Raw genomic sequence first — 23520 nt, forward strand, 5'->3', positions numbered from 1 at the left:
GATGAGGTTGAATTACCCCATCTTGCAGTTTCTAAGTATATAAGAGTATGAGAAAAAGTAAACTTTTTAGGATTCTATTGGTGTGTATGATTCTATGTTTTGGAATGGATTCATTTGGTATGAAGTATCCTAAATCCATTCAAAAACGAATCAATAAAGCCTTAAAGTCATCTTTTGGTACAGATGAGTTATCTATGGGAGAGGTGAATATAAATGACATCAATTTAGATGCTTATGTAGGATTAACAAAAGTTCGTCTGGAATCAATTATAAACAATGAAGAAATTATTGGTTTCTCTACTTTTGCCAGTTCGAAGGGAAAAAATGATTTGTTTGATTATATGGTTTTGTTCGATAATGAATTGAAAATACAACAAGTTGTTATATTGATTTATCGATCATCATATGGAGGTGAGATAATGGCTAGATATTGGCTGAAACAATTTGTTGGAAAATCGAATGGAGAAAATATGGAATTCGAGAAGGATATTGACAGTATCTCTGGCGCAACTATTTCTGCTCCTGAAATAACGAAGGGAATAAAATCATTAAGTCTTTTAATGACTGATTTGAGATTAAAAGAGAAAATTTAATTTGCGAAAAACAAATGCTCAATTAAGATTCGAAGACCAATTAATATTAAAACAATACCTCCAATAATTTCGAATTTTTGACTCATTTTACTACCAATTTTCTTACCAAGAAGCATTCCAAGCATAGAAGCAATAAATGTAACTCCACATATAATTATGGCAGGTGTCCAAATAAGTTGACCTATTAGAGCCATACTAAAGCCAATAACCAAAGCATCTATGCTTGTTGCTATGGAGATTCCTAATAATACAGAAAGCTTAAGGGGATTGAAGCTACAATCCTGATCTTTATTTGTGATACTTTCATAAATCATTTTGCTACCTAATCCGCTTAAGAGAATAAATGCGATCCAATGATCAAAATCTGTTATTAAATCTTTCAATTCCCACCCTGCAAACCAGCCAAGAATGGGCATACCTCCCTGAAATATCGCCAGGAAAAAAGCAATTTTAACAGCTTGATTAAATTTAATTTGTTTGATTGCAAGTCCGCTGCATACCGATGCAGCAAAGGAATCGACAGATAAGCCAAGGGCTAAAAGATATATACTTACTAGTTCCATTTGTAAATGTTTGGGAGTGCAAATATAAACTCTTCCTATTTTCTTAAACAAAAAATTGACGATTTCGCATCAGGAATTCGTCAATTTGAAATATTTCTAAATATGCTTAAAGCTTATGCAGATTTTAAGGTGATAATAAATTCACTTCCTTTATTCTCTTCGCTATTAACCCAGATATTTCCTCCATTTTTTTCAACAAACTCCTTACAAAGTATTAATCCTAGTCCACTACCAGCTTCATCGTTAGTGCCATAAGTGGTGTAGTTACAATCCAATCTGAATAGTTTGTCTTGATTTTCATTACTGATACCAATTCCAGTATCTTTTACTTTCAACATTACAAAATCATCTTCGAGTGAAGCGTATATTTTAATTTCACCTTCAGGTTCTGTAAATTTTAAAGCATTACTAATAAGGTTACGTATTATGGTGTTCACCATATTTACATCTCCATAAGCCATTGTATTCGGTTTAATATCAGAATATAAATGAATGGACTTATCAGCCGCTTTCAATTTAAAAATGGATAAGTTGGTTTGAATTAATTCGTATAAATCAAATTGTTCTGGATAAAATTCTAATTGTCCTCTCTGGCTTTTAGCCCATTGTAGCAGGTTCTCTAATAGAGTAAAAAGACTTTGTGCTGATTCGTTAATATTAGCATTATATTCTCCAATCATTTCAGCATTATTAGAACTATTTACTTCGTGTTTTATTAACTCAGAAAACCCAAGAATAGCATTAAATGGCGAACGCAAATCATGCGCAATAATGGAGAAAAATTTGTCTTTTGTGGCATTGGTAATTTTCAATTGCTGATTGGACTCTTCCAGCATGCCATTAATTTTTTTAATTCTTAAATTAACTTTAACCTTAGATCTAAAAAGGATTACAATTAAGATTAGGAGTAGGATAGATAGAATGGAAAAAATAATAAGAAAGGTGGTAACCGTTTTCTCTTTATCCAACTTCTCTTGAGTGTATTGATTTTTTACACGAAGCAGTTCGTTTTCCTTTTCTTTTTTATCCGTTTCAAACTGAGTTTGTAAATGAGCAATTTTATCGGATCTACTTGCATTAAGTAGACTGTCTTTTAGAGTGTTGAAGCTTTCGAATGTTTTGTATGCTTTCTTATAATTACCAACAGAATAATAGTATTCCGATTGTAATTGTAAGAAATTACGTTGCATAACCTTAATTTTTAGTTTTTTACAAAGAGCAAGTCCTTCTGTTAAAAGATCATTTACCTCTTGCAGTTTACCCGAGTCTAAATAAACTTTAGCCAAAGACTCTAAATTGTAAATCAGTTCAGTTTCAAGTTTTAGTCTTCGGTTTATTTCAATTGATTTATTAATGTGTTCAATTGCTTTTTTAATGTTTCCTACCTTAAAATAATTTTCACCTATATTATTTAAAGCAAGAGCTTTTCCTTGTTCATCTCCTAGTTCTGTTCTTATTTTTAAACTTTTTTCGAAGTAGGTTAATGCATCTTCATAATCATTGTCTTCTTGAAATAATATGGCCATGTTATTATAAATAACAGCCATAAAATCTTTGTCATTTTCCTTTATTGCTATCTCTAAAACCTCCTTGTAGCTTGCTAATGCTTTTTCACTCTGTTTTTCATCGGCATAAATAATTCCCATATTCAATAAAAGAGTCTTTTTTAAGGATGTAGCATTAAGCTTTTCTGCTATTTTTGAAGCAGCAATATATTTTTGAATTGCAGTCTCAAGGTCACCTCTTTCCCAATATATAATACCCAAGCCATTTAGGTTGCTAGCAACAGTTCTTAGATCACCAAACTTCTCGCACAATGCGATTGATTTATTGAAATATTCGATTGCTTTATCATATTTACTCACGTCTGTGTAATGTGTTCCGTATGAATAAAAAATCCTACTAATCCGAACAGAATCGTTTAATTCTGCAGCTTTTGCATTTGCATGATGCAAATGGTTAAGAGCTTTATCGAATTCACCCTTTGATGAGTAACATGAAGAAGCTTCTAAATTAGCTGAAATGATATTATTTTCTTCAGCATTATTCATCGCATTGCTTAATGCCAAATTGGAAAAATATATCGCACTGTCAATGTTAATGTTTCTATACTCTCTCGAAATATCAATTAATAATTTGGTTTTTAAACTATCAGGAGATGTGTGTAATTTGCTTTTTAAGTTCTCAGGTGCAGATAGAGCTGAGGATAAAAAGGAAATGAGAAAAATGATGGAAAAAACAAGTTTTAGGGGAAATTGCATTTTGTTAATTCGTAGTTAGTTGATATTAATAGTTATTAGATGAGGAGTTTACGCTTATATTTTGATTTGGTTTGTGTTTAGATTTAGAAAGACACTATTTATTTTTATTACATTTAAGGTGAAATTTTTAATGAATAGATCTAATGTGTTCATACAGAACGGAAAGATACCATTATTTATTCATTGATTGCGAATAAAACAAGATGAAATATTAATTTTTCTTAAAATAAAAAAAGCATTAAAAACCCCTTTCATTTTTAAATGAAAGGGGTTTATTTTTTATCCTATTTTAAGCATCCGTTGAATAGATAGAATTGCTTTGTTTGATATTTTGTCAGGAACTTTAACTTCGTACTGATTTTCCAGTAAGGCTTCGTAAACCCCTTGCAGTTTTACCTTCTTCATCGAACCACAAATTGTTTTTGGATGAATAAGAATGAATTCTTTATCGGGATTGTCTTTTTCTAATTGATGCAATGTTCCCAATTCAGTTGCAATAATAAATTGCTTCTTAGTTGACTCGGCAGAATGTTTAATTATTCCGGCAGTGGAGTAGAAGTAAGTATTTTGTAGATTCAGGATAGTATCGTCACCAGCACAATTGCTTTCTGGATGAATTAATATGTCAGCTTCCGGATATTTATTACTCATATCCAAAATCATATCTGTGGTTATTCGTTCATGAACACAGCAATCGCCATCCCATAAATCCATTTGAATCCCTGTTTGCTTTATAATGTAGGCTCCAAGGTTTTTATCAGGAGTAAAGAATATTTTTTTATCCTTTCCTAAGTGTTCAATTACTTTAAGAGCATTTGATGAGGTACAACAATAATCGGTTTCAGCTTTAACCTCTGCAGTTGTGTTTACATATGATACAACAACGCCACCAGGATTTTCAGCTTTCCACTTTTGAATATCTTTACCAGTAATACTTTCTGCCAATGAACATCCACACTTTTGAGCTGGAATTAATACAGTTTTATTTGGGGATATAATTGAGGCCGTTTCTGCCATAAAATGAACGCCACAAAAAACTATTGTAGTAGCTTTTGTTTCGCCTGCTTGTCTTGCCAATCCAAGAGAATCACCTATGTAATCAGCTACATCCTGAACTTCGGGATGTGCATAGTAATGTGCAAGAATAACTGCATTTTTTTCTTTCTTCAGCTCCTCAATCCGTCTGACTAACTCTTTATTTTCCATTATTGGGAAAGTAATTTTATGATTGGATAATATTTTGACTAATATCTAATGCGATTACAGAATGAGTAAGAGCACCAATTGAAATACAATCAACACCTGTTGCTGCAACACCTTTTAATCGGGATAAATTCATGTTTCCAGATGCCTCGCTAATGGCTTTACCATTAATTATACCTACTGCTTCCGTCATCATTTCGTTATTCATATTATCAAGCATGATAATATCAGCACCAGCACTTATGGCTTCTCTTACCTCATTTAAGTTGGTAGTTTCAACTTCAACTTTAATGGTTGAAGGAACCGCTTTTCTAATTTGCTTCACTGCAGGAGTAATTCCTCCAGCTAATTTAATATGATTGTCTTTGATCATTACCAAATCATACAATCCGATTCTATGATTGGTACCACCACCAGCTTTAACAGCATACTTATCCAGACTTCTTAGTCCAGGTACAGTTTTTCGTGTATCAAGAATTTGAACTTTTGTTCCTCTAACTTCGGCAACGTATTTTGCAGTCTCGCTAGCTATGCCCGACATTCTTTGCATCAGGTTTAATGCCAATCTTTCTCCGGTAAGAATTGCTCTAAAGGATCCTTCCATCTCAACAATAAGATCTCCTTTTTTGATAGCATCACCATCCGTAAATTTTGGATTCCAGCTAAAATTTGGATCTAATTTTTTAAAAACCATCTCAGCAATTGGTAATCCGGCAATAATACCATCAGCTTTTGCTGTCATGCTTGCTTTAGCGCTTGTAGTTTCAGGCACTAAATTATTTGTCGTAATATCACCTTCTCCAATATCTTCACGAAAAGCATGATCAATTATATATTCTAATTCTTGAATATCTAATCCTGTTTCTTCCATAAGGTTGAATAATTATTCTTGAGATTTTTGTTCTACGGGAACAAAAGTAATTTCTTTATTGATTTGTTGTATAGAATGGGATAGAAAGTCTTCATTTTCGGCAGTAAAATCTTCACGATAATGTCCGCCGCGACTTTCTTTTCTAGCTAAGGCTCCTGTAGTTATCAGATTTGAAACAATGATTAAATTTTTCATCCTGTTACTAAAATATTCACCATTCTCGTATGGGAAATCATCATTCAGTTTTGAAATCGTATTTTTTAGGCTTGAAAGATTTTCTTCCGATCGAATAATGCCTGCTTTGGTATTCATTTCCTTAGCGAGCTTATTAACCGAGTCTAAAAATATTTTCTCCAGTTCTGTATTAACTTGAATTTTAGCTGAATTTTTAGAGGTTGAAGAGTATTCTATTTGATTTTGATGAGCATGAAATACAGCTCTTTTTCCAAACACCAAACATTCCAGCAATGAATTTGATGCAAGTCTGTTGGCTCCCATAACACCAGTAGCTGCTAATTCTCCGCAGGCATATAAATTTTGAATGTTGGTTTCTCCGTTAATTCCAGTTTTAATGCCACCAACTGTATAGTGAGCAGCAGGAGCAATTGGAATTTCAGTTAAAAGGTCGGCACCAGATTCCTTACAACTTTTGTAGATGGTAGGAAATCTTGATTTAATTTTATCACCATCAAGGTGTCTGAGACTAAGAGTAACATGATCATCTCCTAGAATTTGCATTTGTTCAAAAATTGATCTTGCAACGATATCGCGAGGAGCCAATTCGGCTAAGGGATGAATAGATGACATAAACCTTTTTCCTTCTGAATTTAGCAGATGTGCACCTTCGCCACGAACGGCTTCACTAATTAAGAAGGTATAGCCATTATTGGAATAAAATGAACTGGGATGAAATTGTATAAATTCCATATCACTTATTTCGGCTCCAGCAGAATAGCCTAGAGCTATTCCATCACCAACAGTCGTATTCGGATTTGTGGTTCGTTGATAAACAGCCGAGGCACCACCTAGGGTCAATATTGTTGATTTGCTATGTACTTTAAGATTTGAATTGTCTTCAGGATTGTAACTTTGAGCACCATAACAAATACAATTGTCTACCAAAAGTTTGTGAACCATTTGATCTTCAAAAACAGTAATGTTTGGCACTTTTTGAACCTTTTCAATAAGAAATCGAATCATCTCCTTGCCAGTAGAATCTCCGCCAGCGTGTAATACTCTTCTTCGATGATGTCCTCCTTCAAGGGCTAATGAAAGTTCGCCATTTTCTTTGTCGAATTTCATTCCCATTTCGATCAATTCTTTGATTCTTTCCGGACCTTCATTCACTAAAACATCTACAGGAGTATAATCGCACAAGCCACGCCCGGCAATTAGAGTGTCTTCTAAATGATATTGTGGAAAATCATTAGAATCGGTTACCGCAGCAATTCCTCCTTGAGCATAATAGGAGTTGCTCACATCTAGTTTTGATTTGGTTAAAATCGCAACAGATCCAAATTGAGCAGCAGTAAGAGCCGAATATAATCCAGCGAGTCCACTTCCGATAATCAGAAAATCGAACTGTTTGTGTAACATTATTGAAAAATCTTGGTTCGTGCGAAAATAGCTATTTTCATTCTATCATGTGCAAATTTAGATGAAAATTAAGGACGGTGAAAGAATTTGTGAATCATTGTTGTAACAAGTCAACAATAAAGGCGACTCGAAAAGTCGCCTTAAGTTGCTTATTTTTAGCTATTATTTAATTAAATCCGATAGAAAGCTTCGGACAGTTTTGACTGAATCTACTTTATATTTGGCAGCAGTATGCTTTAAACCAACCTTAATTGTATTGGCAGATTCGGGAAGTTCTCTAAACATATACTCGTCTGTCCAATCGTCACCCATTGCCATGATAAAGTCAAAGTTTTGATTTTGTAGGAATTGTAAAGCAGCCATTCCTTTGTTAATACCGCCACTTTTTACCTCAATAACCTTATTTCCTTCTAAAATTTCAAGATTGTGATTGGCAATCATTGTTGTCAATTCATCTTTCAATTCATTGGCTCTAAGTTCACCTTGTTCAGGCTCGGATTTTCTGTAGTGCCACACCAACGAATAGTTCTTTTCTTCAATAAACGAACCAGGTGTTCTATCTACAAATGTTTCTAAACTTGGTCTTATGCTCGGTTTCCATGCATCATTAGTGTTCGCAAGCATTTTCCAATCTTTTCTGTATTCTTTAATCCAAACACCGTGTTCAACAATTAGATTGATTTTGTGGCCTTCAAACCAATTCTCCAGACTTTCTCGGTCTCTTCCACTTATTATTGTGATGATATTATGAGGATCTTCTTCTAATTTATACAGTATATTGTGTAATTCTTCATCAGGTTTAGCGTCATTCGGATTCTTTTTAAATCCGGCTAAGGTTCCATCATAATCCAAGAAAATGGATCTTTTTTTAGCAGATTTATAATTCTCTTTTATCGATTCAAAAATTGTCTCGTTTATCTTTTTAGCATAGAAAGATTGCTGGATCGATTCAACTTTTTTGAGAGACTTTACAAATTCGCTTGCCCACTTAAAGACATCATATCTTTTTATTCTATCCTGTAGGTAAATCATTCTTTCTCGCTGCTCATCCAAAGGCATGGTTAAAGCTTGATGTATACTTTCAGCAATTTCACCTATATTGTTAGGGTTAATCATTAAAGCTTCACCCATTTCTTTCGAAACGCCTGCCATTTCACTTAAAATCATAACACCAGTACGATTGGTTCTCGAAGCCACGTATTCTTTAGCAACCAGGTTCATTCCATCTCTAACCGGAGTTACCAATGCTACGTCACAGGAACTATACAACTCAATTAAATTCTCGAATGGTAAGGATCGGTAAAAGTACCATACTGGCGTATAATTTATACTTCCAAAACGACCATTTACATTCCCAACCAATTCATCAACTTCTTTTTTAAGATTGATATAATGCTCCACTGTTCCTCTTGAAGGAACTGCAAGCATTATTAGGGTAACTTTACCAATAAATTCTGGATATTCTTCTAAAAACTTGGCAAATGCCTGAAGTCGGTTCGGAATTCCTTTGGAATAATCCAATCGATCTATCGAAAGAATAAGTTTACGATTTGGGGAGACGAGGAAGTATTTTTCCAACTCTCTATGTAATTTCGATTTTTCCTGTAAGGGTTTTTGAAAAGTTTGTGTTGCAGCTTCCCTAAATTTATCGTAATCGATACCCATTGGGAAAGCATCAACAATAATGATTCTATCTTCAATGTGAATTTCGTTAAACGAGATTTCATACCCCATTAATCGTCGTACCGAACTGCAAAAATGGCGTTGGTAATCGAAAGTATGAAAGCCAATGAGATCGGCACCTAGCATTCCGTTTATTAACTCTTTTCTCCAGGGAAGGATTCTAAAAACTTCGAAGGAAGGGAAGGGTATGTGAAGAAAAAATCCTACCGTAACACCTGGTTTTTTCGACTTAATCATTTCGGGAACCAATAGAAGTTGATAATCGTGAATCCAGATTGTATCTCCTTCTTCTATTGTTTCTAAGGCTTTATCCGCAAATTTTTGATTTACTTTAACAAAAGCATCCCAAAGTTCAGGATCGTAATCGATGTATTGAGCAAAATAATGAAAAAGAGGCCAAATGGCACGGTTGCTAAAGCCATCGTAGTACAAATCAATCTCTTCTTTCGATAAATGAACAGATACGCAATCTTCATCGATCAATTTATCTTCAATTCGATTTTTAAGATCGTTGTCCAAATCATCACTTGGTAGTCCAGGCCATCCAATCCATTTACCATTGTATTCTTTATAGACTGATCTCATTCCAGTCGCTAATCCTCCCACACTGGGAATCAAATCAATTTGATCATTTTCTACGTTAATACTAACTGGGAGTCTATTCGAGACAATGTGAATTCTATTCATAAAATGTGGTTTTTTATTTTGGTTGTAATGTTACTTTTATTCGTGAAATTTCTCTATTTTCCAATTTGAATATCACAGAATACAATAAAATTTAACACGATTTAATCTGATAATAATTAATTTAGTGTTACTTAATTGTATAGTTGACTGTGTATTGTGTGTTGTTAATCAGTTGTGAATGGATTTATCATGACTGATCATTTTATGGTTAAGCTCTAAAATAGTCATTTTTTATGAAGAATTTAAATTACGGGGTAATAGGAAATTGCCGAAGTGCTGCTTTAATTTCGGAAAGAGGATCGTTGGATTGGTTGTGTTTGCCTCAATTTGATTCATCGTCGGCTTTTGCAAAAATCCTGGATAAAGATAAGGGTGGGAGTTTCGAGATTGTTCCTGAAAATTTATTGGAGGTAAAACAAGAATATCGTTCTAAAACAAATATCTTAAAAACCAGATTTGAATGTGTTGATGGTGTTTTTGAGATTCTGGATTTTATGCCGAGATATTTATCTGATAATAATAGCTACTATGCACCACCCGATGTTATTCGTTTTTTTAGATTGGTATATGGTAAGCCAACATTTAGAGTAAAGTACAACCCACAATTGGATTATGCTCGAAATCAGACGCAAAATTTTATATCTGAAGAGGGTTTTATAAAATCTTATACAGCAACAGGTAATTATGATTCACTTTATTTGTATTCTAGTTTTAAGAATGAGGATATCTTGAATAGTGAATTGATTTCTTTAGAGAAGAATGAATTTTGTGTGATTAGTTACGACCAAAAATTATTGGAACAAAACATTGAGCGAGTTTATTTAAAGCTACAAAGAACCAAAACTTATTGGTTGAATTGGAGTGAGAAAACAAAGATATTACCTGAATATAACGAGCAGGTTACCAGAAGTGCCTTGGTGTTGAAATTGCTCAGTTATCAGAAAAGTGGTGCTGTCTTAGCCGCTCTTACTACCTCTCTGCCTGAAACGATTGGTGAGGTTAGAAATTGGGATTATCGTTTTTGTTGGATCAGAGATGGGTCGATGGTGGTTAAAATTTTAACTCAGTTGGGGCATTACAATGTCGCGAAACGATACTTGAAATTCATTATGGATATTATACCTGAAAAGAATGAGAAGATTCAAATCATGTATGGGATTAATGGTGAAAAAAAACTAACCGAATATGAATTGGAACACCTTTCGGGATATGAGAATTCGCAACCTGTTCGTGTTGGTAATGCAGCTTACAAACAAAAGCAAAATGATATTTACGGTATTTTACTGGATCTGATTCATCAGCAATTCGAAACATTTGAGAATTCCTTAGAACATAGTGAGGAATTATGGACGATTGTTCGAAGTATTGTGAAGGTGGTTGAGGTAAACTGGAAAAAGCCCGATAGGGGAATTTGGGAGATACGTGGGAAGAGTTTGCACTTTACGTTTAGTAAAGTAATGTGTTGGGTTGCTTTTGATAGAGCTGTGAAAATTGCAAGTTTATTAAAACAAGAATACTACATTAGTAAATGGACGGTATTACGACATTCAGTAAAAGATGACATTTTAAAGAAGGCATGGAGTAGAGAGAAGCAAGCTTTTACTCAATATTACGGATCAGCAGATATGGATGCTTCGGTTTTACTAATGGAGACTTATGATTTTATAGAGGCTAAAGATCCTAAATTTAAGTCGACTGTTTTAACGATTCAAAAAGAGTTGGAACACGATGGTTTAATGTTTCGATACAAGAATCAGGATGATTTCGGCACACCAAAATCTGCTTTTACAATCTGTTCATTTTGGCTAATCAATAGCTTATATAAGATTGGGAAAAAGAAAGAAGCCAAAGAAAAATTTGATAAGTTACTGCAATATTCCAATCATCTTGGTTTATTTGCCGAGGATATTGATTTTGATACAAAACGTATGTTGGGAAATTTTCCACAGGCCTATTCACATTTAGCTATAATCGAAACGGCACTCAACTTTTCCAATTATAAATTTGATGATGATGATAATCTACTTGACCAGTTAACAAGTTAGATGTATACTTAAGAAGTTGTTATCATAATATCAAGTTAATATTAGCTTATTTTTCGTTTAGATAAGATTACTGTATGCTACAAATAAAAAGAGCTTGCCATCATATGGCAAGCTCTTTTGTTACTGTTAATTTCTATGTTTTTATTTCACTAAAAGTTTTCCTTTGTAAATTTTCTCTCCGGAAAGATTAATGATATGAACTCCTGGTTTTAATTGTTCACGATTGATAATAAAGTTATTATCAGTAATATTTTCGATGATTCGAACAACTCTACCACTTGCGTCAACCACAACTAAACGATATTTTTTATTCGTTTTATTTGGGAATTTCACATTGGTTTTATCTATCATTGGATTAGGATAAATAATAAGCTTATTATTCTCTTTATCTAAATCATCAATAGCAGTAGCCACGTCAACAAAAATGTAATCTGTTTTAGTTTTTGAAGCTGTTGCTCCATCCGTATCGGTTACATTAAGTGTAACACTATAGGTTCCTGTTTGCTCGTAAAGTACCGTTGGGTTTTGTTCGGTTTTATCAGCGATGGTTCCACCAGGAACAATCCATTCCCAACTTGCAACATTTCCATTCGATTGATCTGTAAATACAATTTCATCACCAACGCGAATTGATGTAGAACTCGCAGAGAAATCAGGTTCTAATATTGATCCTGCATCTTCGTAACCTACTTTTACTTTTACTGCAAGAGCAGAGTTTGCTTCAAAAATAGAAGGAGAAGAATATGGATACCATGTATCATTAAATTTTAGATAGGCACTATTGTCCCAAGTAATTTCTCCATCAAGAGGCAAGTGATAAACAGCGAAAGTATCCAATGGATTTTCAAAAAAGATTTTATAACCTACAAAAAATTCGTTTTCAACTTCAACTGGAGTTTCTAATACTATTTCGTTGAATTGTTTAAGTTGAAATTGAGACAATGGAATATCCTGAGAATATACCTCTTTACCAGGAGCATCAGTTCCATTCCAAATCTTTAGTTGAATTTTAGGATCACCTGATTTAGCTTCAACAATAACAGGGTTGATCTGAATACTTCTTACCACATTAAGGTTGGTATTAATCATTTCAAATTTTTCAGCAAATTCGGGCATACTGTAGCTATTGTGACCAGTTACATAACCCCATGATGTTTCTCCATTAAAGCTATAAACAGAAAGCTTCTCTTCATCTGTAGCTAAAACATTATACAAAAGATCATCTTCCTTGTCATCTGCATCAACTACAGTAATGTAATCAACTTTGGTTTTAGTATCTGTAAAATCACCTGATCCTGTAATTTTTAATGTAATGGTATAAACTCCAGCTTCGCTAAATGTAACAACTGGATTTTGTACCGTATTATCATCAGTAGTACCTCCGGCAAAATTCCATTCCCAAGCTTCAACTGTTCCCGTTGAATTATCGGTAAAGGTAACCTCATCTCCTACATTAACTGATGTTTTATCTGCTGCGAAATTAGCTTTAACAGATTTAACAACAACCGCTGATTCAAGCACCTTAGTATTATCACCATTAGCATTAGAAACTTTCAAAGAAACTTTAAATTTTCCAGCAGTGTTGTAAAGTATATCTTCTGGATGCTGAACAGTACTTGATGCAGTTTCAGCACCTTCAAAAGTCCACTCATAAGCAGTTACTTCTCCGATAGATCTGTCTTTGAAATTTACTTTCTCACCTACAAAAATCGTATCTATTGTTGTTCCAATGTTTGCAACTGGAGTAGAGTTACTATAATCAGCATCTGCGTAGAATAGTCCGTTTGCATGTGTACCAACACCAATAAAACCATCACCTCTATTTTTCACCATAGACACAACAGTATTTCCGATTGTGTTAGGTGCTTCTTGAGTCCAGTTTGTAGCGCTTCCTTCTAATTTGGTAGTACTATACAAACCAGTACTTGTTCCGGCATAATAGGTTGTGTCAGTAGGTGAAACAAGAAATGATACTGTTCTCACTGAAGGACCACTTCCTGAAACATTTCCATTTTCTTCTAATTTACCACTAACAGCAGTCCAGCTGCTACCTCCGTCAGCTGAATAAAATATGCTTTCAACTTTGTAATTCGAGAATGAAACTAGAATTTCATTAGCATTCAAAGGATTTACAGCAATTGAACTAACGTAAGCGCCAGATGGCATTCCCTCTCCAGTAATTTCTGTTTTTTTAGCATCTGCTGAGTGAGAATTTTCCAGTTTGTATACTTTTCCTTTTGACGAGCCATAATATAAAATGTGGCTTGGATTTGTTGAAGAAGCATATGCAGTTACAGTACCATTAGCTTTTGATTCTTCTAATTTTTCCCAATTTTGGTCAGTAGCAGAGTTTGAGTATAGAGAAATTTCGAAGATATTTGAGTTTCTCCAAATGTAACTTCCTCCAGTATAATAAACTATTTCACTATTGTTTGCATCAACTATAAAAGGGTTGATGAAAAGTTGTCCATCTGCACTTGCTGGATTAATACGAGTCCAGCCACCATTAGAATAAAACAAATACATACCACCTCTTTGCCACGATACAATCTGGGCTTTTCCTTGATCTGTTATGGCACAAAAACTTCCGTCTCCAGAGAATGCTTCATCCCAATCGCCTCCAGTTGTCACATCGTCAATATTCCAAGTACCATTGTCTTGAAATCCAGCAAGCATCTGTTTATTTGAGAAATTATCGTGATCGATAGCAACCGTATAGGCTTGAGTTGTAAGATAACCGTTGTTTAATGAAGTCCAATCTACAGGTTCCTCAACATTATCGGATGCATCAGTATCTTCTGTCTGTTTGTAGTTAGTCGTTAAACTCAAACCACCATCATGTCCACATATCATACTAGCATTATCTGATTTAAATGCCATAGAATGTACATCAGGGTGATGATTTTCATATTGAGAAACATTATTTTTAGTTGAATATCCTCCAATCCAATAGGTATTGTTTTTCGTTGCAAAACCATCATCAGAACGATGAAGGTTAGTTCCACCAATAAATACTATATTTTCATTATCAGGAGCCACTTTAATAATCATATTGTATGAACCTTGAGAATCGTATCCGCCTACATCCCCCGATTCTGCAGGAATATTATTTGAGCGGTTTGTCCACTTGTAATTAGAACTGGTTTCGTACTCAAGTTTCCACAAACTGTGACCTTCAAAACCTCCATTTGAAGTTGCTCCCAATAAATAAACTGATTTTTCATTTGATGGAGCGTAAGATAACACTATTCGATCGTAATTAGTAGGAAATTCATCAGGAGTAATGTTAGCCCAAGTACCACTTGCACCACTTTCTGATCTGTAAATTCCTTTTTGACTACCATCTGCACTAAGTGAAGCATACAATACACCAGTTGGGGTACAAATAATGTCACTAAAGTAGGCATTTGTTTGTATAACAACTTCCCAGCTATTTCCTTCATCGGTTGATCTTCTGATACCATCAGCGGTTGCAACATAAACATTTCCATTAGTTGGATCAACACAAACATTCCAACAGTAATCAAATGGATCGTATGATTCAGGAGTATTCGAAACTGTAGCTTCTAATGATTCCCATGTTTCACCATTGTCTGTTGATTTGAAAACTCCATCTCCTCTGAATGGAGCTCCGCCCCCAGAAGCACTGTTTCCATGCAATTCTCCAGTAACATAATACCAGATGTTTTCTTTTCCAGTTCTGGTATCCTGTGCAATAGCGGTAATGCTTTGCAAATCATTTTTTGCAGTTTTTTTACTCCAATTTGCACCGTTATCAGTTGATTTCCACAGTCCGCCAGCAACTCCACCGGCAAGTATGGTATTGTTATTTTTAACATCAATGGCAAGAGCTCTTGTTCTACCTCCAACATTTCTTGGTCCGGCATTAGTGAAATTTAATCCTCCTGCTTTGGTAAAACTTCTTAAGCCAGATTGAGGCGAAAGAGCAAAATTTAACTCTTGTACTCTGATGTTAGCAGGTATTTTTCCAGTAGTAGGATCAACTAGCATTCTAGTTTCATACTTAACTCTTCCATTAGGATCATCTGCTTTTCTTAAGACTCCGTTTCTCTTATCCGAAATTTTAGAAAGTTTTCTATGATTGGCTGATTTAGATGTTAACTCTTTATATGTAGCCTCTGTAATAACAATATCGTTATTCTTCAGATTGCTCTTTTTTTTGACTTTAAATGGGGTTTGAGCACAAACGGTAAATGAAATTACCAGTGCTGCAACAACCATAAATATATTTTTCATAGTAATGGTAATGTTGATTTGAGTTACTTGACTTTAATAAGTTCAAAAAATGCAGGTTCGTAACGACCTTCTTTCATTAAAATAATACAAGAGATGTTGTTTTTGTCTTCTAACAATTCTACTTGTGATTTTGAAATGTGAATTACAATCTCATCATTTTTAGAAAGAGTTTGGTTAAAAGCTGCTCCATAAGCTTTTATTGATTGTACCTTACCTAAAAGTTTGTAGGAATCATCTTTTGATTCAATTCTACAATCGGTAACAATTAAAGAACAAGTCCCTGGTGCAATTTGTTTATCACCATCAACATAAATATCATGCTGAGCGACTGGTTTTGGAGCCTTGGTTTTATTTACTTTATTCGGCGGGGCGCACGACATAGTAAATAACGCTAAAGCGATAAATGGTAAAATTTTTTTCATGCTATTTGTGATTTTAGTTAGCAGAGCACAAGTTATGAAAAAATATATTACGATCTTATGATTTATAAATAAAAAAAAAGCCTCCCATTTTGGAAAGCTTTTTTTTATTTATTGATGTTATTTCTGATTTGTAATCCAGTTTTTAGCATTTACAAATGCTTCAATCCATGGAGTAACTTCATCATTTATTCTGTTATTATCGTAGTGAGCCCAGTTCCAAGGATAAGTTGCACGCTCCAAGTGTGGCATCATAGCTAGATGACGACCATCTTTTGATGCGATTGCAGCTGTTGCAAATGGTGAGCCGTTAGGATTTGCAGGATATTCATTATAACAATATTTCATTGGGATTTGATATTCTTCTTCAGAATAAGGCAAATCGAACTTACCTTCCCCGTGTGCAACCCAAATACCTAATTTCGATCCGGCTAAAGACGAAAGCATTACTGAATTGTTTTCAGGAACTTCTACGCTTACGAAACCAGATTCAAATTTATGAGAATTATTGTGTAACAATTTTGGATGTTTTTCATGATCAGGGTAAATTAAGCCCAATTCCGAAATTAACTGACAACCATTACAAACACCTAAACTTAAAGTATCTGTTCTCTTGTAGAAGTTATCCAAGGCAGTCTTAGCTTTTTCATTATATAAGAATGCACCAGCCCAACCTTTAGCCGAACCTAATACATCCGAATTGGAAAATCCTCCTACAAAAACAATCATGTTAACATCGCTTAAATCTTCTCTTCCCGAAATTAAATCTGTCATGTGAACATCTTTCACATCCATCCCGGCAAGGTGCATCATCCAAGCCATTTCACGATCACCGTTAACTCCTTTTTCACGAATTATTGCAGCTTTAACTCCTGATTTATTTGTTCTTTTAGGATCGATTCCATATTGCGAAAACTTACCAGTAAAGCTTTCAGAGAATGAATATTTCAATTCGTTCTTCTTATAAGATTCAAATCTTTCAAGGGCTAAATCAGCTCCTGATTGATTGCGATCTAGTAAGTAGGAGGTTTTGTACCAAAGATCTCTTAATGTTGTGATATCGAAATTGAACGATTGAGAATCTTTTACCATGTTTAGGCTGCCAGCATTAGCAGGAGCACCAATTACATGGAATCTTAATCCGTTTTCGCTTAGTGATTTTTGAACTGACTCAAGATCTTTTACCTGGAAAATTACACCTGGATTCTCACTGAAAAGAACTTTGATTAAATCTTTTTCTTCAATGCTGCTAAGATCTATGTTTGCTCCTAAATTGTTATCGGCAAAACACATTTCAAGCAAAGCAGTAATCATACCACCAGCTGAGATATCGTGACCTGCTAGAACTTTACCATTTAGAATTAGATTCTGAAGAGTTTCAAATGCAGAAACGAAATAGTCAGCATCTGTAACATTAGGAGTTTGTTTTCCTAGCTTATTCACGATCTGAGCAAAACTACTTCCACCCAATTGGAAATCATCTTTAGAAAAATCAAGGTAAATTAAATGAGAATCCTGATCATTTTTCATGACAGGAGAAATTATTTTATTGATATCGATAATTTCACCAACAGTGGAAATAATAACAGTTCCTGGAGAATAGACAACATCATCTTTCCCATACTTCTGAGTCATAGAAAGAGAATCTTTACCCGTAGGAATATTAATGCCTAATTTTATAGCAAAATCACTGATCGATTCAACAGCATTATATAAACGAGCATCTTCACCTTCGTTTTTACAAGGCCACATCCAGTTTGCAGAAAGAGAAACTCCTTTTAATCCTTGTTCTATTGGAGCCCAAACCATGTTAGTTAATGATTCAGCAATAGATAAACGACTACCATTTTCAGAGTTAACTAAAGCAGCAATTGGAGTATGTCCAATAGAAGTAGCAATACCTTTTTCACCTTGGAAATCTATAGCAACAGCACCTAAATTGTTTAAAGGCAACTGAAGAGGACCAGCGCATTGCTGCATAGCAATCTTACCAGTTACCGATCGGTCAACTTTGTTTGTTAACCAGTCTTTACATGCAACAGCTTCCAATTGAAGAACATTTTCAACATATTCTTCTAATTTATTTGAATCATATTCAACCGCTTCGAATCCTTCCGCAACAGTCTTGTCATTCATTATAGTTTTTGGTGGTTTACCGAACATCTCGGATAAGCCCAGATCTATTGGATTTTTACCAGTTTTTTTATCTTCAAAGGTGAATCTCATATCACCAGTTGTTTCTCCAACAACATACATAGGTGCACGTTCTCTATCCGCAATGCGTTGCAAAAGATCTACATCTTTTTCCTTCATCACTAAGCCCATTCTTTCTTGTGACTCGTTACCTACAATCTCTTTTGCAGATAAAGTTGGATCACCTACAGGTAAACTATTTAAATCGATCTTTCCTCCGGTTTCTTCAACCAATTCAGAAAGACAATTTAAATGACCACCTGCACCATGATCGTGAATAGAAGTTATAGGGTTTATATCAGCTTCGGCCATAGCACGAATTGCATTGCAAACTCTTTTTTGCATTTCAGGATTAGAACGTTGAACGGCATTCAATTCAATTGAGTTAGCAAACTCACCTGTAGCTACAGATGATACAGCACCTCCACCCATTCCAATTCGGTAGTTGTCACCACCTAAAAGAACAACTTTTTCACCAGTTTCTGGTACATCTTTTAAAGCTTGTTCATGACGACCGTATCCAATACCACCGGCTTGCATGATTACTTTATCGTAACCATATTTTTTGTTGTTTTCGAAATGTTCAAAAGTAAGCACCGAGCCTACAATTAGAGGTTGACCAAATTTATTTCCGAAGTCAGAAGCTCCATTCGATGCCTTAATTAAGATTTCCTCAGGAGTTTGGTATAGCCATTCTCTTGCTTCTGTTGCATTTTCCCACTTGCGTGATGCCTCTAGTCTTGGATAAGAAGTCATGTAAACTGCAGTACCAGCCATAGGTACAGATGCTTTACCTCCTGCTATTCTATCTCTAATTTCACCACCGGTTCCGGTAGCAGCACCATTAAAAGGCTCAACTGTAGTTGGGAAATTGTGAGTCTCAGCTTTTAGAGAGATAACAGTGTCAATATCTTTGGTTTTAAAGAAATCAGCTTTGTCGTGAGTTGCTGGAGCAAACTGCTCTGCCTTAGGACCAGCTAAAAATGCACAATTGTCTTTATAGGCAGATACAATTCTATTGTGATTTTCTTTCGAAGTTTTCTTGATCAATTGGAAAAGTGAAGATACTTTTTCTTCTCCATCTATAATAAAGGTACCATTAAAGATTTTATGACGGCAATGTTCGGAATTAACTTGTGAAAAACCAAAAACTTCCGAGTCGGTTAATTTTCTTCCTATTTTTTCTGAAACGTCATTTAAATATGAGATTTCTTCAGAACTAAGAGCCAAACCTTCTTTGTTGTTATATTCTTCAATGTTCTCAATATATAATATTGAGTCAGGTTTCTTATCGATAGTGTAAATTTCCTGATCCAATTTAGTATACAATGCTTGTAACATTGGATCAAATTCAGGCTTTTCTGATTTTGCCAGGAAGTATTGTTCTATTCTTAAAATGCCTGAAAGTCCCATGTTTTGGGTTATTTCAACAGCATTAGTACTCCAAGGGGTAATCATCTCTTTTCTTGGTCCAACGAATGTTCCTTCTAACACTTCTTGATCGGCAATAAAAGCATTTCCGAACAACCAGGAAAGTTTGTCAAGATCTAAACCACTTAAAGGGTTTGTAGCCTGAACAACAAAATGTACTTCGTCTTTTTTGAAGAATACTATCATTTTAACGTCAACTTAAAAATTTATAAAAATGGTTGAATGTTGTTTCAAAGTGCAAATATAAACAAAAGAGTTGCAAAACGAGCGTGAAAATGTATTAGTAATTAAGTAGTTTTTTTCATTATTAAAATCCAACTAGCTCTTTCTGGTGATTTTTAAAAGATCGATATAAATGTTTATCAGTAACTGGACAAAATTTAGATTGAAAATCTATTGAAAACATGTTGCGCAATACCTAAAAAAGTTTCAGTTTTTTTAAAAAAGCGCTTTCCTTTGACCTCGAATTCAAAAACAATTTCTTTTTACGCAAAGGTTTTCGCTCACATTGGATTTTCAGTCAGAGTTTAAGTTATATTTCGTATCTTATTTCGCTGAAAAACAAGAAGGTATTAGGTGTTATATCTTCTATTTCTACATGTTGAAGAACAACTTTTGCAATGTTAAAGATCATTGATTGAGATTTTTAGAATAAATATTTTTGTCACTATTAATTTAAAATATAAGAATATGAAACCGTCGCATATTGAACATATCGGTATCGCTGTAAAAAGCTTAGAAGAAGCAATTCCATTTTACGAGAAAGTTTTGGGATTGGAGTGTTATGCTGTTGAAGAGGTTGTAGACCAAAAGGTAAAGACTGCTTTCTTTAAAGTTGGAGATACTAAGATTGAATTGTTAGAATCTACTGATCCAGCAGGTCCAATTGGTAAATTTGTTGAGAAAACAGGAGGCGGAATGCATCACATGGCTTTCGCAGTAGAAGATGTGCAAGAAGCATTGAATGATGTCCAGGAAGCAGGTTGCCAGGTGATTGATAAAACTCCTCGCGATGGTGCTGAAGGATTAAAGATTGGTTTCTTGCATCCAAAATCAACCATGAGAGTGCTGACAGAGCTTTGCGGCGACAAATAAGAAAACTCAATATTTAAATAACAACACAATTTAAGTTATGGCTAGTCAGGATAAGATTAAAAAATTAATTGACTTAAGAGCAGAAGCTAAGCTTGGTGGAGGTGAAAAAAGAATTGCATCTCAACACAAGAAAGGCAAATACACAGCTCGCGAAAGAATCGATATGCTTCTTGATGAAGGAAGTTTCGAGGAATTTGACATGTTTGTTTCTCACCGTTGTACCAATTTTGGTATGGAGAAAACCAAATTTTTAGGAGATGGTGTTGTAACCGGTCAAGGTACAATCGACGGAAAATTAATTTTCGTATTCTCTCAGGATTTTACAGTATTTGGAGGTTCATTATCTGAGACTTTTGCACAGAAGATTTGCAAAATCATGGATATGGCAATGAAAATGGGTGCTCCTGTTGTCGGATTAAACGATTCAGGTGGAGCTCGTATTCAGGAAGGTGTTACTGCATTAGCAGGATATGCTGAAATTTTTGAAAGAAATATTCTTGCTTCAGGTGTTATTCCTCAGATTTCTGCAATTTTCGGACCTTGTGCTGGTGGTGCCGTTTATTCTCCTGCTTTGACTGACTTTATCATGATGACTGAAGAGAAATCTTACATGTTTGTTACCGGACCTAAGGTTGTGAAAACAGTTACAGGTGAAGATATCACTGTCGAAGATCTTGGTGGTGCAAAAATGCACGCTTCTAAATCAGGTGTTTCTCACTTTATGCTAGAGGATGAGGAAGAAGGTATCATGATTATCCGTAAGTTGTTATCTTACATGCCATCAAATAACTTGGAAGAGGCTCCAATTCTAGAATGTAACGATCCAATCGATAGAATGGATGACATTTTGAACGAGATTATTCCAGAAAATCCTAACATGCCTTACGATATGAAGGATGTTATTTATTCTATTGCTGATGATGCTGAATTCCTTGAAGTCCACCGCCACTATGCTAAGAATATTATAGTAGGATTTACCCGTATGGGTGGTATGTCAGTTGGTGTGGTTGCAAATCAGCCTAACTTCCTAGCCGGTGTGCTTGATATTGAGTCATCAAGAAAAGCAGCCAGATTCATTCGTTTCTGTGACTGTTTCAATATTCCAATCTTGACATTGGTTGATGTTCCTGGTTTCTTACCTGGTTCAAGTCAAGAGTTTGGTGGTATCATTACTCACGGTGCGAAACTAATGTTCGCTTATGGTGAGGCAACGGTACCAAAAGTAACTATTACATTAAGAAAATCATACGGTGGTGCTCATGACGTAATGTCTTCTAAGCAACTTCGTGGAGACTTGAACTATGCTTGGCCATCAGCTGAAATTGCAGTAATGGGAGCTAAGGGTGCTATTGAAGTCCTACATGGAAGAAAGCTTGCTGAACTCAATGATGATGATAAAATGAAGTTCATTGAAGAAAAAGAAGTTGAGTACAACGAAGCTTTTGCTAATCCATACAATGCAGCTTCTTACGGTTACATTGATGATGTAATTGAGCCAAGAAATACTCGTTTCCGTGTGATTCGCGCATTCCAGTCATTACAGACTAAGAAATTGGTGAATCCTCCTAAGAAACATTCTAATATTCCATTGTAAAAAATCGTTCTATGTTAATGAATATTTTATCTATAGGAAGTCAGGGCGGATGGACAATAGCAATTGTAGGGTACTCTATCGTATTTCTTGCGTTAGTATGTCTGGTATTTGTGTTCATCAACTTACCTAAATTATTGCAGCTTAATTTGAGAAAGAAGCTTGTGAAAGAAGGTAAACCTTGCGCAGATGTTGATGATTTGAACATCGAAGGTAATGTTAATGCTGCTATTGCAATGGCTTTGCATATGCACTTTAATCAACTTCACGATGAAGAAAGCAATATCATCACAATTAAAAAAGTTACTAAGAATTATTCTCCATGGAGTTCTAAGATTTATGGAGTAAATAATCAACCAAGATAAAAAAAATGAAGAAGTTCAAATTTACGATAAGAGGGCAGGAATACGATGTGGAAATCAAGGATTTTCAAGGATCGAATGCCAAAATTGAAGTGAACGGAACAAGCTATGATGTTGATGTACATGTTGAAGAGAAAGCATCTAAGACTCCAAGATTAGTTCGTAAACCTGTAGTTAACAAGCCAGGTGAAGGTAAAATCCAAAAAGGTGCTGCCGGATCAGCTGTTGTTAAAGCTCCACTTCCAGGTAGCATTATTAAAATCAACGTTGCTGTTGGTGATACCATTAATCCAGGAGATACTCTATTGGTGATGGAAGCAATGAAGATGGAGAATAATGTTATGGCTGAAAAAGGTGGTACTGTTAAAGCCATTAAGGTTGCAGTTGGCGATAGCGTACTTCAGGACGATGTTCTTGTAGAAATAGCATAACATTATTGATACATAAAGTCAAAGACTTACATAATGAGAAAACTTTATACAATGTTATTCTCAATGATTTTAGTGATGGGTTTCGCTTTGAATTCCATAGCTCAAGATCAGGGGAGTAATGAAGCGAAACTGACAGACGGAAAATGGATTAACCATCAAGATGGTTATATTCCTAACCCTCTTGGCTTATCGGATAAAACTGTTAAGCGTTACAAAATTATTGAGTTCAAAGCGGATAA

The 23520-nt window shown here is 34.8% G+C and carries 15 protein-coding genes; 6 read left to right on the top strand and 9 right to left on the bottom strand.

Annotated features, from left to right (window positions below; genetic code table 11):
• The first annotated feature begins 47 nt into the window (after positions 1-47).
• Positions 48-593 carry an FMN-binding protein gene (locus tag GCQ56_RS04350; protein ID WP_152733150.1) on the top strand — a complete coding sequence of 182 codons (546 nt, stop codon included), beginning with the start codon at positions 48-50 and terminating at the stop codon, positions 591-593.
• Here the strand turns inward: GCQ56_RS04350 and GCQ56_RS04355 are convergent.
• The 6 genes from GCQ56_RS04355 to GCQ56_RS04380 form a co-directional block, all read right to left on the bottom strand.
• Positions 590-1156: a manganese efflux pump MntP family protein gene (locus GCQ56_RS04355; RefSeq protein ID WP_152733151.1), complete on the bottom strand. Its 567-nt coding sequence runs from the start codon at positions 1154-1156 to the stop codon at positions 590-592. The two genes, GCQ56_RS04350 and GCQ56_RS04355, sit on opposite strands and share 4 nt — an antisense overlap.
• A gap of 113 nt (positions 1157-1269) precedes the next feature.
• Positions 1270-3417 carry a tetratricopeptide repeat protein gene (locus GCQ56_RS04360; RefSeq protein WP_152733152.1) on the bottom strand — a complete coding sequence of 716 codons (2148 nt, stop codon included), beginning with the start codon at positions 3415-3417 and terminating at the stop codon, positions 1270-1272.
• A gap of 279 nt (positions 3418-3696) precedes the next feature.
• A complete protein-coding gene (gene nadA / locus GCQ56_RS04365; protein ID WP_152733153.1) occupies positions 3697-4623 on the bottom strand; it encodes a quinolinate synthase NadA in 927 nt (308 codons plus the stop codon).
• Positions 4624-4639: 16 nt separating this feature from the next.
• On the bottom strand, positions 4640-5491 hold the full coding sequence (nadC, locus tag GCQ56_RS04370; RefSeq protein WP_152733154.1) for a carboxylating nicotinate-nucleotide diphosphorylase: 852 nt from the start codon (positions 5489-5491) through the stop codon (positions 4640-4642).
• Between the two features lie 12 nt (positions 5492-5503).
• Positions 5504-7087 carry an L-aspartate oxidase gene (nadB, locus tag GCQ56_RS04375; RefSeq protein WP_152733155.1) on the bottom strand — a complete coding sequence of 528 codons (1584 nt, stop codon included), beginning with the start codon at positions 7085-7087 and terminating at the stop codon, positions 5504-5506.
• A gap of 162 nt (positions 7088-7249) precedes the next feature.
• Positions 7250-9457 carry a bifunctional alpha,alpha-trehalose-phosphate synthase (UDP-forming)/trehalose-phosphatase gene (locus tag GCQ56_RS04380; protein ID WP_152733156.1) on the bottom strand — a complete coding sequence of 736 codons (2208 nt, stop codon included), beginning with the start codon at positions 9455-9457 and terminating at the stop codon, positions 7250-7252.
• Positions 9458-9690: 233 nt separating this feature from the next.
• On the opposite strand from GCQ56_RS04380, the gene GCQ56_RS04385 reads away from it, so the two are divergent.
• Positions 9691-11502: a glycoside hydrolase family 15 protein gene (locus GCQ56_RS04385; RefSeq protein ID WP_152733157.1), complete on the top strand. Its 1812-nt coding sequence runs from the start codon at positions 9691-9693 to the stop codon at positions 11500-11502.
• A 141-nt stretch (positions 11503-11643) separates the two neighbouring features.
• On the opposite strand, the gene GCQ56_RS04390 is transcribed toward GCQ56_RS04385, so the two are convergent.
• From GCQ56_RS04390 to purL, 3 genes are all read right to left on the bottom strand, one after another.
• A complete protein-coding gene (locus GCQ56_RS04390) occupies positions 11644-15759 on the bottom strand; it encodes a PKD domain-containing protein (RefSeq protein ID WP_152733158.1) in 4116 nt (1371 codons plus the stop codon).
• Between the two features lie 23 nt (positions 15760-15782).
• Positions 15783-16181: a hypothetical protein gene (locus GCQ56_RS04395; protein WP_152733159.1), complete on the bottom strand. Its 399-nt coding sequence runs from the start codon at positions 16179-16181 to the stop codon at positions 15783-15785.
• A 117-nt stretch (positions 16182-16298) separates the two neighbouring features.
• Positions 16299-19988, bottom strand: a complete 3690-nt coding sequence (gene purL, locus GCQ56_RS04400; RefSeq protein WP_152733160.1) for a phosphoribosylformylglycinamidine synthase — start codon at positions 19986-19988, stop codon at positions 16299-16301.
• 504 nt (positions 19989-20492) lie between these two features.
• Between purL and mce the strand changes: the two genes are divergently transcribed.
• The 4 genes from mce to GCQ56_RS04420 are packed head-to-tail and all read left to right on the top strand — an operon-like array spanning position 20493 to position 23281.
• Positions 20493-20897, top strand: coding sequence for a methylmalonyl-CoA epimerase (mce, locus tag GCQ56_RS04405; RefSeq protein WP_152733161.1), 405 nt, complete (start codon positions 20493-20495; stop codon positions 20895-20897).
• Between the two features lie 37 nt (positions 20898-20934).
• Positions 20935-22491: an acyl-CoA carboxylase subunit beta gene (locus GCQ56_RS04410; RefSeq protein WP_152733162.1), complete on the top strand. Its 1557-nt coding sequence runs from the start codon at positions 20935-20937 to the stop codon at positions 22489-22491.
• Positions 22492-22502: 11 nt separating this feature from the next.
• Positions 22503-22853: an OadG family protein gene (locus GCQ56_RS04415; RefSeq protein ID WP_152733163.1), complete on the top strand. Its 351-nt coding sequence runs from the start codon at positions 22503-22505 to the stop codon at positions 22851-22853.
• Positions 22854-22858: 5 nt separating this feature from the next.
• Positions 22859-23281, top strand: coding sequence for a biotin/lipoyl-containing protein (locus GCQ56_RS04420; protein ID WP_152733164.1), 423 nt, complete (start codon positions 22859-22861; stop codon positions 23279-23281).
• The last annotated feature ends 239 nt before the right edge of the window (positions 23282-23520 follow it).

This window comes from Marinifilum sp. N1E240, assembly GCF_009295825.1.
GTDB classification, from domain to species: Bacteria; Bacteroidota; Bacteroidia; order Bacteroidales; family Marinifilaceae; genus Marinifilum_A; species Marinifilum_A sediminis.

Excerpts from the sequence above, each read along its gene's own strand:
- nadC (WP_152733154.1), bottom strand. The coding sequence starts at position 5,491 with ATGGAAGAAACAGGATTAGATATTCAAGAATTAGAATATATAATTGAT.
- GCQ56_RS04350 (WP_152733150.1), top strand. The coding sequence starts at position 48 with ATGAGAAAAAGTAAACTTTTTAGGATTCTATTGGTGTGTATGATTCTA.
- GCQ56_RS04355 (WP_152733151.1), bottom strand. The coding sequence starts at position 1,156 with ATGGAACTAGTAAGTATATATCTTTTAGCCCTTGGCTTATCTGTCGAT.
- GCQ56_RS04395 (WP_152733159.1), bottom strand. The coding sequence starts at position 16,181 with ATGAAAAAAATTTTACCATTTATCGCTTTAGCGTTATTTACTATGTCG.
- GCQ56_RS04415 (WP_152733163.1), top strand. The coding sequence starts at position 22,503 with ATGTTAATGAATATTTTATCTATAGGAAGTCAGGGCGGATGGACAATA.
- GCQ56_RS04385 (WP_152733157.1), top strand. The coding sequence starts at position 9,691 with ATGAAGAATTTAAATTACGGGGTAATAGGAAATTGCCGAAGTGCTGCT.
- GCQ56_RS04360 (WP_152733152.1), bottom strand. The coding sequence starts at position 3,417 with ATGCAATTTCCCCTAAAACTTGTTTTTTCCATCATTTTTCTCATTTCC.
- mce (WP_152733161.1), top strand. The coding sequence starts at position 20,493 with ATGAAACCGTCGCATATTGAACATATCGGTATCGCTGTAAAAAGCTTA.
- purL (WP_152733160.1), bottom strand. The coding sequence starts at position 19,988 with ATGATAGTATTCTTCAAAAAAGACGAAGTACATTTTGTTGTTCAGGCT.
- GCQ56_RS04410 (WP_152733162.1), top strand. The coding sequence starts at position 20,935 with ATGGCTAGTCAGGATAAGATTAAAAAATTAATTGACTTAAGAGCAGAA.
- nadB (WP_152733155.1), bottom strand. The coding sequence starts at position 7,087 with ATGTTACACAAACAGTTCGATTTTCTGATTATCGGAAGTGGACTCGCT.
- GCQ56_RS04420 (WP_152733164.1), top strand. The coding sequence starts at position 22,859 with ATGAAGAAGTTCAAATTTACGATAAGAGGGCAGGAATACGATGTGGAA.
- nadA (WP_152733153.1), bottom strand. The coding sequence starts at position 4,623 with ATGGAAAATAAAGAGTTAGTCAGACGGATTGAGGAGCTGAAGAAAGAA.
- GCQ56_RS04390 (WP_152733158.1), bottom strand. The coding sequence starts at position 15,759 with ATGAAAAATATATTTATGGTTGTTGCAGCACTGGTAATTTCATTTACC.
- GCQ56_RS04380 (WP_152733156.1), bottom strand. The coding sequence starts at position 9,457 with ATGAATAGAATTCACATTGTCTCGAATAGACTCCCAGTTAGTATTAAC.